This window comes from Streptomyces durbertensis (assembly GCF_014156695.1).
GTDB lineage: Bacteria > Actinomycetota > Actinomycetes > Streptomycetales > Streptomycetaceae > Streptomyces > Streptomyces durbertensis.
Window position 1 is genome coordinate 1 of sequence record NZ_WMLF01000120.1, and the last position, 13,294, is coordinate 13,294.

Here is a 13,294-nt window from a genome sequence, read left to right on the forward strand (position 1 = left end):
CGGTGGGGCCGGCGCGCCCGTTTCAGCTCGCGACGCGGGCCGCGACCCGGCTCGCGGTCCAGCCCGCGGCCCGTCCCCCGACGGGGGCGTGCGCCGGCGCTACCTGCCCTGGCGCTTTGCTGTCGCCTTCTGCGTCTTGCCGCGCACCTTGGCGGTGGCCGCGTGCATGTCGCGCATCGTCTGCGCGGCGCGCTGCTCGGTTGCGGTGTTCTTCTGGCGCTGCTGCTCGGCGAACCTGTTGTGTTCCCGGTGGTGTTTGGACACGTCTCCTCCTCGGACCCGCGGCCGTGTACGGCGTTCCACCACTCTCCCGCGCCCGGCGCAGTCCGGCATCCCGAAAGAGTGATCGCCCGATCGGGTGAGGCCGCCGGGCGGTCGCGAGGGGAACACGGAGGGCCTGGGGGAGCGTCCGCCGGAGCCGGGGCACACTCGAACATCCGGGTGCGGCGCCGTACGATCCGGCCATGTCCAGAAACGGTCAGTGGTACCCGCCCGAGTGGCCGGACCGCATCAGGGCGCACACGCGTGGCGAACTCACGCCGGTGGCGCCACGCCGGGCCGCCACCGTGATGCTGCTCCGCGACGAACCGCCGCCCGGGCCGCCCACCGGCGACACGCGGCCCGCGGCCGCCGTCACCGGCCCGGCCGTGTACCTGCTGCGGCGGCGCACCTCGATGGCGTTCGCCGGCGGCGCCTACGCCTACCCCGGCGGCGGCGTCGACCCGCGGGACGAGGCACGGGACGACGGGGGCATCGCCTGGGCGGGCCCGTCGACGGACGAGTGGGCCGAGCGTCTCGGCGTACCGGCGGCGGAGGCGCAGGCCATCGTGTGCGCCGCCGTCCGGGAGACGTTCGAGGAGGCCGGCGTGCTGCTCGCGGGGCCGGACGCCGCCTCGGTCGTCGCCGACCCGACAGGAGCCGACTGGGAGGACGACCGCCGCGCCCTGGTGGCCAGGGAGCTCTCCTTCGCCGACTTCCTCGCCCACCGGAAGCTGGTGCTGCGCAGCGATCTGCTGAGCGCGTGGGCCCGGTGGATCACCCCGGAGTTCGAGGAGCGCCGCTACGACACCTGGTTCTTCGTCGCCGCGCTGCCGGCGGGGCAGCGCACCCGCGACGTCTCCACGGAGTCCGACCGGACCGTGTGGGCGACACCGGCCGACGCGGCGGCCGGCTACGACCGCGGCGAGTTCCTGATGATGCCGCCGACCATCGCCACTCTGCGGGAGCTGGCGGAGCTCAGCGGGCGGGGCGCCGCGGACGTGCTGGCCGCGGCCGAGGGGCGAGACCTCACCCCGATCCTCGCCTCCGCCCGCATGGACGGCGACGAGATCGTCCTCAGCTGGCCGGGCCACCACGAGTTCGAGAAGAGGATCAGCACCGTATGAGCACCGCAGCAGCGCCGGGCCGGCCTCGTGCCCCGCTTCCCGACGGTCCGGCCACCGAGCGGGCCGTGTGCGTACGGGCCGCGAACCCGTCACCGATGACGCTCGACGGCACGAACACCTGGGTCGTCGCCGAGCCCGGCTCGGACGCGGCCGTGGTGATCGACCCGGGCCCGTTGGACGAGGAGCACCTGCGCGCGGTCGTGCGGACCGTGGAGGAGGCGGGCCGCCGGGTCGCCCTGACCCTCCTCACCCACGGCCACGGCGACCACTCCGACGGCATCGCGCGCTTCGCGGAGCTGACGGGCGCGCCGGTACGTGCCGTCGACCCGGCGTACCGGGTGGGTGGCGAGGGACTCGCGGCCGGCGACGTGATCACCACCGGCGGCCTGGAACTGCGGGTACTGGCCACGCCGGGCCACACCCACGACTCGGTGTGCCTCCACCTGCCGGCCGACCGCGCGCTCTTCACCGGGGACACGGTGCTGGGCCGCGGCACCACCGTCGTCGCGCACCCGGACGGGCGGCTCGGCGACTACCTGGACTCGCTGCGGGCGCTGCGCTCGCTCGTCGCCGACCGAGGTGTGCGGACGGTGCTCCCGGGGCACGGCCCGGTGCTGGACGACGCGCTCGGCGCCGTCGACTACTACCTGGTGCACCGCGCGAACCGGTTGGCGCAGGTGGAGACCGCCGTGGAGAACGGGCACCGGTCGCCGGCGGAGGTCGTGGCGCACGTGTACGCGGAGGTCGACCGGTCGCTGTGGCCGGCCGCCGAGATGTCCGTCCGCGCGCAGCTGGACTACCTGCGGGAGCACGGTCTGATCTGACCGTCCGCACTCTGGGCGTCGCGGGCCGGGCCCCCTCCCCGACCGGCGCCGGTCGGGGAGGAAACCACGGATCAGGGGTTGTGCGCGGGAAGGGGAAGGCTGGTCAGCGGCTGCGCTTGGCCAGTCGCTCCACGTCCAGCAGGATGACCGCTCGCGCCTCCAGGCGCAGCCAGCCGCGGCCGGCGAAGTCGGCGAGGGCCTTGTTGACCGTCTCGCGGGAGGCGCCGACGAGCTGGGCCAGCTCCTCCTGCGTGAGGTCGTGCACCACGTGGATGCCTTCCTCGGACTGCACGCCGAAACGCCGGGAGAGGTCCAGCAGCGCCTTGGCGACCCGGCCCGGCACGTCGGAGAAGACGAGGTCGGACATCGAGTCGTTGGTGCGGCGCAGCCGCCTGGCGATGGCGCGGAGCAGCGCCATGGCGACCTCGGGCCGCGCGTTGAGCCAGGGCTGGAGATCGCCGTGGCCCAGACCGAGCAGCTTGACCTCGGTGAGCGCGCTGGCGGTGGCGGTGCGCGGGCCCGGGTCGAAGAGGGACAGTTCGCCGATCAGCTCGCCGGGACCCAGGACGGCGAGCATGTTCTCGCGGCCGTCGGGGGAGGTCCGGTGGAGCTTCACCTTGCCTTCGGTGACCACGTAGAGGCGGTCGCCGGGGTCGCCTTCGTGGAACAGGGCCTCGCCACGGGCCAGCGTCGTCTCGGACATGGAGGCACGCAGCTCAGCCGCCTGCTCTTCATCGAGCGCCGCGAACAGGGGGGCGCGCCGCAGAACGTCGTCCACGAGTTCTCTCCTTGTCGACCTGCCCATGGGAGGGGATCCGAAGGTTCCGCCCCATGATGCCGGACGTCGAAACAGTGCGATCAGTCACAAGTTTGACCTACGCGGCGCCGGGAGCGTACGGCAGGGGGCCGATTGGGCTGCCAATCCGCGAGGAGCCGGGCGAATGTCGGCGTGTCCCCTTAGGCTGGCCGGGTGGCCGAATTCGCCGGTGTTCCCCGGTGAGAGCGCAGTGAAAGGGGGCCGGACGGGTGGTGTCATCGCAGGGTTCCGCTCTGGGCGAACAGGTGTCCGCGCGGGCGGCGCGTCCGCCGGAGAGCGGGCCGGCGGCGGCCGAGGCGGTCGACCCCTCCCCCGCGAAGCCCGCCAGGAAGTCCGCCACCAAGGCCGCCACCAAGGCCGCCACCAGCAGGAAGACGCCCACCGCCGGGAAGTCGGCGGCCGGGAAGACCGAGGTCCGGAAGCCCGCGTCCGGGAAGTCCGAGACCGGCAAGCCCGCCGGCAAGGCCGCGGTCAAGCCCGCCGGGCGCGGCGCCGAGTCGCGGCTCGCCATGGTCCGTCGCGCCCGTCGTATCAACCGTGAGCTGGCCGACGTCTACTACTACGCCCACCCCGAGCTGGACTTCGAGAACCCGTTCCAGCTGCTCGTGGCCACCGTGCTGTCGGCGCAGACGACCGACCTGCGGGTCAACCAGACGACACCCGCCCTCTTCGCGGCCTACCCGACGCCCGAGGACATGGCCGCCGCGCCCCCGGAGGAGCTGGAGGAGCTGATCCGCCCGACCGGCTTCTTCCGGAACAAGACGAAGTCCCTGATAGGGCTGTCCACCGCGCTGCGGGACCGGTTCGACGGCGAGGTGCCCGGCCGGCTGGAGGACCTGGTCAGTCTGCCCGGAGTGGGCAGGAAGACGGCTTTTGTCGTGCTCGGCAACGCCTTCGGCGTGCCGGGGCTGACGGTCGACACCCACTTCGGCCGGCTGGTCCGGCGCTGGGGTCTGACCGAGCAGGAGGACCCGGACCGGGTGGAGGCGGAGATCGCCGAGATCATCCCGAAGCGGGAGTGGACGATGTTCTCGCACCGGACGATCTTCCACGGCCGCCGGATGTGCCATGCCCGCAAGCCGGCCTGCGGGGTGTGCCCGATCGCGCCGCTGTGCCCGTCGTACGGCGTCGGCGAGACGGACGAGGAGAAGGCGCGGAAGCTCCTCAAGTACGAGATGGGCGGTCAGCCGGGTCAGCGGCTGAAGCCGCCGCCGGACTATCCGGGGCCGGCGGCGCCACCCCTGGCCGGCCGGTGAGCGGCGGGCGCGGCGGTCCGGCCGGCTCCGCGCAGCGGCGGGCCGTGCCGGTGAGCGACGAGGGGCTGCCGGGTTGGCTGGCGCCGGTCGCGGAGGCCGCGGGCCGGCTGCGACCGGAGCAGTTGACGCGTTTCCTGCCGCCGTCGCGGGGCGGCCGGCAGTCGGCGGTGCTGGTGCTGTTCGGGGACGCGGCGGCCCAGCCCGCGGGCCGGGTGCCGGGCGGGGAGACGCCGCCGGACCCGTACCTGCTGCTGATGGAACGGTCTTCGACGCTGCGGTCGCACGCAGGTCAGCCGTCCTTCCCCGGTGGCGCGCTGGATGCCGAGGACGGCGATCCGGAGGGCGACGGCCCGCTGCGTGCGGCGCTGCGCGAGGCGGAGGAGGAGACGGGTCTCGACCCGTCCGGGGTGCGGGTGTTCGGAGTGCTGCCGAAGCTGTACATCCCGGTGAGCGGCTTTGTGGTGACGCCGGTGCTCGGCTGGTGGCACGAGCCCACGCCGGTGGCGGCCGTGGACAGCGGCGAGACGGCCCGCGTGTTCACCGTCCCCGTGGCGGAGCTGACCGATCCGGTGAACCGCGGCACGGCCGTCCACCCGAGCGGCTACCGCGGCCCGTGCTTCCTGGTCGACGGCGCCCTGGTGTGGGGGTTCACCGCCGGGGTGATCGACCGCATCCTGCACCACGCGGGGTGGGAGCGCCCGTGGGACCGGGAGCGCACGATGCCACTGGAGTGGCACAGCTGACCGACTGCCGGCAGGCGGCGCGCGCCGGTTGAGGCGCGCGCCGAGTGAGCGACCTCCTCCCGAGGTGAGGAGCGCCCCATCGGGCGAGAGCGAAGAGGCGAGGCTGACGCGGTGAACGTGCTGGACGTCCTGCTGGTGCTTGCGGCCGTGTGGTTCGCGGTGATCGGGTACCGGCAGGGCTTTATCGTCGGCGTGCTGTCGGTGGTGGGCTTCCTCGGGGGCGGTCTGGTGGCGGTGTTGCTGCTGCCCCCGCTGTGGCGCGAGTTGGGCGGTGACGTGTCGCCGGGCACGTTGGGCGCGGTGGCCGCCGTGGTGCTGGTGATCGTCTTCGCGTCCGTGGGGCAGGCGCTGACCACCCAGGTGGGCAACCGGCTGCGGGTGTACGTCACCTGGTCGCCGGCCCGCGCGGTCGATGCGACGGGCGGTGCCCTGGTCAACGTGCTGGCGATGCTGCTGGTGGCCTGGCTGATCGGTTCCGCGCTGGCCACCACCTCGCTGCCGACGGTCGGCCGCGAGGTTCGCAACTCCTCCGTCCTGCACGGGGTTTCGCGGGCGCTGCCGGCGCACGCCGACACGTGGTTCACCGGTTTCTCGTCCGTGCTCGCGCAGAACGGCTTCCCGCAGGTCTTCTCGCCCTTCGCCAACGAGCCGATCACCTCGGTCCCGGAGCCGGACCCGAGGCTGGCGGGAAGCGAGATGGTGGCCGTGGCACGGCGCTCGATCGTCAAGGTCACGGGCACCGCGACGAGTTGCGGCAAGTCACTCGAGGGGTCGGGTTTTGTCTTCGCCGACGGCCGGGTGATGACCAACGCGCACGTCGTGGGCGGCGTCCGGGAGCCGACCGTGCAGGTGGGCGGAGTCGGGCGGCTGTACGACGCGGAGGTCGTCCTCTACGACTGGGAGCGGGACGTGGCGGTGCTCGACGTGCCCGGCCTGGACGCGCCGGCCCTCGAGTTCGAGGAGGGCGCCGCCACCACGGGCGACGACGCCGTCATCGCCGGCTTCCCGGAGAACGGCGGCTTCGACGCCCGGTCCGCCCGGGTCCGTGGCCGGGTCCAGGCGAAGGGCCCCGACATCTACCACCGCGGCTCGGTCCGCCGCGACGTCTACTCCCTCTTCACGACCGTGCGGCAGGGCAACTCCGGTGGCCCGCTGCTCACGCCGGACGGCAAGGTGTACGGCGTCGTGTTCGCCAAGTCGCTGGAGGACCCGCAGACGGGCTACGCCCTGACGTACGACGAGGTGCGGGAGACCGTGACCCGCGGCCGTGCCGCACTGAAGCCCGTCAACAGCCAGGGCTGCGCCCTCTGACGAGGCCCGGCTCGGAACCGGCGCCGGGCTCGGGCCTCGTCGGGGTGTCAGCCCCGGGTGTGTCGTAGCCGGGCGCCCATCCAGCGGGCGCGGCGGCGGAGGATGCGGGGGATTCCCAGCCTCGGGTCGCGGGTGGCGTGAGCGGTGTGTGCCGCGACGAGCCTCGGCCGGGCGCCGCCTCTACCGGACTGGCCGGGGTCGGAGGTGCCGTTGCTGTCCCGGACGGTGCCTTCCCGGGAGCCACGAGAGGTGTCACGGAAGTCGTGAGTCCAGCCCATACCTCGGACTCTGCCCGGGAGAGGGGGCCGGTAATCGCGTTCCGCTCACTCTGTCGGCCTATGCGCCGGGCATGTGTTCCCACCTGGCACTTGGTCACATCTTCACAGCGGTATGCGATTCGGGGCAAACTCCGCGCGCGAGGCGGCGTGGCGCCTCAGCGGTCCGGCTCGGTGTCCCCGAGCCAGTCGACCAGTTCGGTGTTGAACGCCTCGGGGTCCTCCTCGTGAGGGAAGTGGCCCAGGCCGTCGAAGAGCCGCCAGCGGTAGGGCGCCTCCACGTACTCGGCCGAGCCGGCGGCGCTGCGCACCCGGGTCACGGGGTCGAGCGAGCCGTGCAGGTGCAGCGTCGGCACTCTGACCGGGCGCCTCATCCGGCGGTAGAACTGGACGCCGTCCGGGCGGGCGAGCGAGCGGACGAGCCAGCGGTACGGCTCGACGGAGCAGTGCGCGGTGGAGGGTACGCACATGGCGCGCCGGTAGGTCTCCAGCTCGTGCTCGCCGTACGCGTCGGGGTTCGGCCCCGCCCACTCGGTGATCAACCGCGCGACGAGGGCGCCGTCGTCGGCGGTCAGCTGCCGTTCCGGCAGCCAGGGCCGCTGGAAGCCCCAGATGTGGGAGCCGGCCGCGGTCTGACGGGGGTCGCGGAGCATCGCCGAGCGCCACCGCCTCGGGTGGGGCATCGCGGACACCACCAGGCGGCGGATGAGTTTGGGGCGCATGACGGCGGCGGTCCACGCGAGGTAGCCGCCGAGGCCGTGCCCGACCAGCGCGGCGTCCGGTTCGCCGAGCGAGCGGATCACGCCCGTCACGTCGAGGGCGAGGTTCGCCGGGTCGTAGCCGCGGGGCGTCCGGTCGCTGCCGCCGACTCCGCGCAGGTCCATGGCGACGGCCCGGTAGCCGGCCTCGGCGAGCGCGGGCAGCTGGTGCCGCCACGCCCACCAGAACTGGGGGAAGCCGTGCACGAGCATCACCAGCGGCCCCTCGCCCATCTCGGCGATGTGGAAGCGGGCCCCGTTGGCCGCCACGTCTCGGTGGCTCCAGGGTCCGTCGAGGGCGGTGGCGGAGGGCACGGCAGTCATACGGGGCAGTCTGTCACTGTTCGACGCGGGCGGGCGCAGGCCGTCCGTCGGCCGGCCCGCCGTCGGACGCCGCGCGGGGGTGCGGCTTGACGTTGGACAGCACGGCGGCCGACTCCTTCGCGGACGCGATCGTCCGCTGCGGCGCCTGCATCTTCTGGATCAGACTCTTGGCGAGCCAGGCGCACACCGCGGCGAAGAGCAGCATGATGCCACCGGTGATCAGGAAGGCGATCGCCAACGGAACCTTCCACCAGGCGTGCAGCCAGTAGGCCAGCGCGAAGCTGAACACCGGCAGCGAGAACAGCGCCAGCACCCCGCCGACCACAAGTGCCGTGACGCCGGCCAGCCCGCGTACGGCGGACTGCTTGACCTCCGCCTTGGCCAGCGCGAACTCCGCGCGGAACAGCGTCGAGAGGTCGCTCGTCGCCCTGGACACCAGCTCACCCAGGCTCGCCCGGTCCTGGTCGGCTGTGCTCATCGCTCACTCCTGTCTCAGGCACGCCAATGGTTCTACCCAGCCGTCACATCATGCCGGACGGTTCGTCGGTACGCGCCGCTGGTAGCCCCTTCGGCACGCCGCGCCGCAACGTGAGGACACAGCACGCGGGGCGGCCGGCTACGGCAGCCGGCCGCCCCGCGTGCCCGTCCCGGGGTTCCGCGCGTCAGTCCTCGCCGCCCGCGGTCGGGAGCTTCTGCTGGATGAGCGCCATGACGGACGAGTCGGTGAGCGTGGTCACGTCGCCCAGCTCGCGGTTCTCCGCCACGTCCCGCAGGAGGCGGCGCATGATCTTGCCCGAGCGGGTCTTCGGCAGCTCGGCCACCGGCAGGATCCGCTTCGGCTTCGCGATCGGCCCCAACTGCTTGGCGACGTGCGCCCGCAGCTCGTCGACCAGGCCGCCCTCCTCCAACTCCTCGGCGGCGGCGCCCCGCAGGATGACAAACGCGCAGATCGCCTGCGTCGTCTGGGGGTCGGCCGCGCCGACCACGGCGGCCTCGGCCACCGCCGGGTGGGCCACCAGCGCGGACTCCACCTCGGTGGTGGAGATGTTGTGGCCGGAAACCAGCATCACGTCGTCGACGCGGCCGAGCAGCCAGATGTCGCCGTCGTCGTCCTTCTTGGCGCCGTCGCCGGCGAAGTAGCGGTTCTCGAACCGCGACCAGTAGGTGTCCAGGTAGCGCTGGTCGTCGCCCCAGATGGTGCGCAGCATGGACGGCCACGGCTCGGTCAGCACCAGGTACCCGCCGGCGCCGTCGGGCACCTCGCGGGCCTCGTCGTCGACGACGGTCGCGCTGATGCCGGGCAGCGGGACCTGGGCGGAGCCCGGCTTGGTCGCCGTGACGCCCGGCAGCGGGCTGATCATGATGCCGCCGGTCTCGGTCTGCCACCAGGTGTCGACGACCGGGGTCCGCCCCGCGCCGATGTGCTCCCGGTACCAGATCCACGCCTCGGGGTTGATCGGCTCGCCCACCGAGCCGAGCAGCCGCAGCGAGGAGAGGTCGAACTTGGCGGGGATGTCGTCGCCCCACTTCATCGCGGCGCGGATCGCGGTCGGCGCGGTGTAGAAGAGGGTGACCTTGTACTTCTCCACGACCTCCCACCAGCGGCCCTTGTGCGGCGAGTCGGGCGTGCCCTCGTAGAGCACCTGGGTGGCGCCGTTGGAGAGCGGTCCGTACACGATGTAGGAGTGGCCGGTCACCCAGCCGACGTCGGCCGTGCACCAGAACACGTCGGTCTCGGGCTTGAGGTCGAACACCGCGTGGTGGGTGTAGGACACCTGGGTGAGGTAGCCGCCCGAGGTGTGCAGGATGCCCTTCGGTTTACCCGTCGTTCCCGAGGTGTAGAGGATGAACAGCGGGTGCTCGGCCTCGAACGCCTCGGGGGTGTGCTCCTCGGACTGCCGGTCGACGACGTCGTGCCACCACAGGTCGCGCCCCTCGGTCCAGTCGACGTCCTGGCCGGTGCGGCGCACGACGAGCACGTTGCGGACGTTCTCGGTGCCGGGGCGCGACAGCGCCTCGTCGACGGCGGGCTTGAGCGCGCTCGCGCCGCCCTTGCGGTAGCCGCCGTCGGCGGTGATGACCACCCGGGCGTCGGCGTCCTGCACGCGGGTGGCGAGCGCGTCGGCGGAGAAGCCGCCGAAGACGACCGAGTGCGGGGCGCCGATGCGCGCGCACGCCAGCATGGCGACGACGGTCTCGGGGATCATCGGCATGTAGACGGCGACCCGGTCGCCCGTCCGCACGCCCAGTTCGAGCAGGGCGTTGGCGGCCTTGGCCACCTCCCGCTGAAGCTCGGCGTAGGTGAGCGAGCGGCTGTCGCCGGGCTCGCCCTCGAAGTGGATCGCGACGCGGTCGCCGTGGCCGGCTTCGACGTGCCGGTCGACGCAGTTGTAGGCGACGTTCAGTCGACCGTCCTTGAACCACTTCGCGAAGGGCGGGTTCGACCAGTCGAGTGTCTCGGTCGGTTCCGTCGACCAGCTGAGTCGGCGGGCCTGCTCCGCCCAGAAGCCCAGCCGGTCGGCCTTCGCCCGCTCGTACGCCTCGGCTGTCACATTGGCGTCGGCGGCGAGCTGGGCCGGCGGCTCGAACCTCCGCTCTTCGCGGAGCAGGTTGGCCAGGCTCTCATTGCTCACGACATCTCCCTTTCCCAGGGTGTGCGCTGTGTCCCAGCTCATACCTCAGCAGCTCACACGGGGCTCTGACAAGGGTTCCCGGGCAAGTGGTTTAGACCTTTCTCGACGGGCGGTACCCCTGGCGAGCCGGACGGTCGGCGGGCGGTCCACCGGCGGTGCACGCGTGGTGGAACGCCCGCCGACCGAGGGGCGGGGGAGGTCGGCGGACGACGGCCGACCCGGTGGTGCGACGCCCGCCTCACCGCCCCCGCGGGTCGCCGGCCAGCGCGCCGTCGGTCCGTTCCCTGCCGGCCTCGCCGGGGTCGTGGACCTTTTCCGGCTCACCGGGGTCGCAGGCCGCGCCGGACTCGTCGCCGGTCGCCCGCAGCGGGCCGAAGACGGGCGCGTCGTCCGGCTGGACGGGGCTGAACACCGGAGTCGCGCCCCCTGCCTCGGCCACACCCGCCTCCGCCGGGGCCAGGTCCGTCGTGGCCGCTCCCGCCGCGCGCGACGCCACCCGATCGGTTGAGCCGTCGTCCCCCGAACGGACCGCGCCCACCGCCTTCCCCGAGCCGCCCGGCCGGACCGGCGCGCCCGAAGGGAGGTCGAGCACGTACGTCTGGGCCTCACCGACGTCGAAGTACATGCCGTGCAGCTCCAGCGAGCCGTCCGCGACGCGCGCGGCGACCCGCGGGTGGGCCAGCAGGTGCTCCAGCTGCTGCACCACGTTCGCCAGACACAGCGTCTCCACCTCGTCCGCCGCCGGACGGTCGGCCAGCCGGGGCACCGGCCCCGCGAGACCGGCCGCGCGCTCCAGACTGGGACGGCCGTGGCCGAGCCAGCGGGCGAGCGAGCCGTCGCCGGCGAGGCCCGCGTCGCGTCCGGCGTGCAGGGCGTGCATCGCCCCGCAGCCGCTGTGGCCGCAGACGGTGATGCCTCCCACCCCGAGCACGTCGACCGCGTACTCGATGGCGGCCGCCACCGAATGGTCGCCGGTCTCCTGGTCGGGCGGCGGCACGAGGTTGCCGATGTTCCGCACGGTGAACAGGTCACCCGGTCCGCTGGAGGTGATCATGCTGGTGACCAGACGGGAGTCGGCGCAGGTGAGGAAGAGGTGGGAGGGGCGCTGGCCGTCGCGGGCCAGCCGCGCCAGCTCCTCGCGCACCAGCGGCGCCGTCTTTCGCTGGAAGTTCCGGACGCCGCCCAGCAGCTGTCCGCGCCGCTCAGGGCGGGCAGCCGCTCTTGTGCTCCGCGCCGGGCGTGTGCAGTGGTGGTTGCGCCAGGGCGTCCACGGCGTGCAGTGGTGCGCGGTCGACGGCTCCGCGATGCGGCCCCCCGCCCGCCCGGTGATCTCGACACGGCCGCCGTGCAGCTCGTGCGCGTGCCGCCAGTCCTGCAACGTCTCGTACGCGGCGTGGTCCATGAACGAACCGTCCAGCTCCACGACAACCGCGCACCCCTCGGGCACCTGGTTGAGCGCCCGGCTCAGCCTCGGCACCGCGAGGAACGTCAACTGCCCCCGTACCACCACCCGGTGGGCGGGCGGCGGAGCGGTGTCGCTCCCGGCGCCGTCCTCCCGTCCGGCGGGGCGCTCGGGCACCTCCGGCTGGTGCACGATCCGCGTCCTGGCGAGCCGGTGCAGCGCCACCGCGATCGCCACCGCGATGCCGATGGCCACCCCTTCGAGCACTCCGAGCAGTACCACGCCCAGCGTCGTGGCGAGGTAGACCAGTGCCTCGCGGTGCCGGCTGACGCTCCGGATGTGAGTGATGTTCACCATCTGGATGCCCACCACCATCACCAGGGCGGCGAGAGTGGCCAGTGGGATCAGCTCCAGCGCGGGCACCAGCAGCGCGGCCGCCAGCACGATCCAGAAGCCGTGCAGGACCGCCGAGTTGCCGCTCACCGCCCCGGCCCGCACGTTGGCCGAGCTGCGGACCGCGACACCGGTGATCGGCAGTCCGCCGAGGGAGCCGGAGATGACGTTGGCCGCGCCCTGACCGCGCAGCTCCTTGTCCAGGTCGGCGCGCGGGACACGGGGTCCGCCGTCCTTCGCCCGGGCGGCGGCCAGCTTGTCCACGGCGACGGCGGACAGCAGCGACTCGACGCTCGCGACCAGGGTGATGGTCAGCACGGCGGCGATCAGCCCGAGGACGGGCCCCTGCGGCATCTCCGGCAGGGCGTGGCTCCGCCAGGACGGCAGGTCCACCCGGGGCAGGCTGAGGCCACCGGCGATCGCGAACGCCGTCGCGAGCAGTACCGCGGCGAGCGGGCCGGGAACGGTCCGCACGACGCTCCCGAGCCGGCCGCGGCCGCGGCCACAGCAGCAGCACGCCGACGGTCAGCGCGCTGACCGCGAGCGCCGCCGGGTGCGGGTTCGCCAGCTGGCCCGGCAACGCGGCGACGTTGGCGACGGCCGAGCTCTCCGGGTCGCCGCCGAGCACGATGTGCAGCTGGGCGAGGGCGATCGTGGCGCCGATGCCGGCGAGCATGCCGTGCACGATGGCCGGACTGACGGCGAGCGCGGAACGGGCGACCCGGATCCGGGAAAGCAGGAGTTGGCTGACGCCGGCGAGCACGGTGATGGCGCATGTCGTGCGCCAGCCGTAGATCTGGATCAGCTCCGCGGTGACCACCGTCAGACCGGCGGCGGGGCCGCTCACCTGGAGGGGGGCGCCGCCGAACAGCCCGACGACGATTCCGCCCACCGCCGCGGCCACCAGGCCGGCCTGGAGCGGCGCGCCGGTCGCCAGGGCGATGCCCAGCGAGAGCGGCAGCGCGATGAGGAAGACGGACACGGACGCCGACAGGTCGGCCGCCGGTCGGGGGCCGCCGCGTGCGACCAGGGCGCCGAGCAGGCGCCCGCCCGGCCCGCCGCGGCCGAGGCCGGGCAGGGGTGGGCCGTCGGGCGACGGCGACCGCGGGGCGGCTGTGGTGGAGATCGGGGACGTTCGGCTTCCGGGGGTCGCCGAGGGCTCGGTGGACGTGG

At 73.5% G+C, this 13,294-nt stretch carries 11 protein-coding genes and 1 pseudogene; 5 read left to right on the plus strand and 7 right to left on the minus strand.

The features are described 5' to 3' along the window. Positions 1-99: 99 nt before the first annotated feature. Positions 100-264, minus strand: a complete 165-nt coding sequence (locus tag GL263_RS10775) for a hypothetical protein (protein WP_182855400.1) — start codon at positions 262-264, stop codon at positions 100-102. A gap of 200 nt (positions 265-464) precedes the next feature. On the opposite strand from GL263_RS10775, the gene GL263_RS10780 reads away from it, so the two are divergent. Both GL263_RS10780 and GL263_RS10785 read left to right on the plus strand, forming a co-directional pair. Then, entirely contained in the window at positions 465-1,385 is a 921-nt protein-coding gene (locus GL263_RS10780; protein WP_182855401.1) for an NUDIX hydrolase, read from the plus strand. Continuing rightward, a complete protein-coding gene (locus GL263_RS10785) occupies positions 1,382-2,209 on the plus strand; it encodes an MBL fold metallo-hydrolase (RefSeq protein ID WP_182855402.1) in 828 nt (275 codons plus the stop codon). Before GL263_RS10780 ends, GL263_RS10785 begins: the two co-directional genes overlap by 4 nt. Before the next feature lie 103 nt (positions 2,210-2,312). Here GL263_RS10785 and GL263_RS10790 read toward each other — a convergent pair whose 3' ends face one another. Further along, complete coding sequence (locus GL263_RS10790) at positions 2,313-2,987, minus strand: Crp/Fnr family transcriptional regulator (RefSeq protein WP_143645719.1); 675 nt, start codon at positions 2,985-2,987, stop codon at positions 2,313-2,315. A gap of 248 nt (positions 2,988-3,235) precedes the next feature. On the opposite strand from GL263_RS10790, the gene nth reads away from it, so the two are divergent. From nth to GL263_RS10805, 3 genes are all read left to right on the plus strand, one after another. Next, positions 3,236-4,282: an endonuclease III gene (gene nth / locus GL263_RS10795; RefSeq protein ID WP_323379341.1), complete on the plus strand. Its 1,047-nt coding sequence runs from the start codon at positions 3,236-3,238 to the stop codon at positions 4,280-4,282. Then, positions 4,279-5,025: an NUDIX hydrolase gene (locus GL263_RS10800; protein ID WP_182855403.1), complete on the plus strand. Its 747-nt coding sequence runs from the start codon at positions 4,279-4,281 to the stop codon at positions 5,023-5,025. Before nth ends, GL263_RS10800 begins: the two co-directional genes overlap by 4 nt. 111 nt (positions 5,026-5,136) lie before the next feature. Continuing rightward, on the plus strand, positions 5,137-6,336 hold the full coding sequence (locus tag GL263_RS10805) for a MarP family serine protease (RefSeq protein WP_182855404.1): 1,200 nt from the start codon (positions 5,137-5,139) through the stop codon (positions 6,334-6,336). A gap of 47 nt (positions 6,337-6,383) precedes the next feature. Here GL263_RS10805 and GL263_RS10810 read toward each other — a convergent pair whose 3' ends face one another. The 5 genes and pseudogenes from GL263_RS10810 to GL263_RS10830 all read right to left on the minus strand — a co-directional run. Continuing rightward, entirely contained in the window at positions 6,384-6,614 is a 231-nt protein-coding gene (locus GL263_RS10810; protein WP_182855405.1) for a hypothetical protein, read from the minus strand. A gap of 155 nt (positions 6,615-6,769) precedes the next feature. Further along, a complete protein-coding gene (locus tag GL263_RS10815; protein WP_182855406.1) occupies positions 6,770-7,693 on the minus strand; it encodes an alpha/beta fold hydrolase in 924 nt (307 codons plus the stop codon). Between the two features lie 13 nt (positions 7,694-7,706). After that, complete coding sequence (locus tag GL263_RS10820; protein ID WP_182855407.1) at positions 7,707-8,171, minus strand: phage holin family protein; 465 nt, start codon at positions 8,169-8,171, stop codon at positions 7,707-7,709. Positions 8,172-8,355: 184 nt separating this feature from the next. Beyond that, positions 8,356-10,326: an acetate--CoA ligase gene (gene acs / locus GL263_RS10825; protein WP_182855408.1), complete on the minus strand. Its 1,971-nt coding sequence runs from the start codon at positions 10,324-10,326 to the stop codon at positions 8,356-8,358. Positions 10,327-10,870: 544 nt separating this feature from the next. After that, positions 10,871-13,247 (minus strand): annotated as a pseudogene (locus GL263_RS10830) (bifunctional SulP family inorganic anion transporter/carbonic anhydrase); the annotation flags it as partial. Between the last annotated feature and the right edge of the window lie 47 nt (positions 13,248-13,294).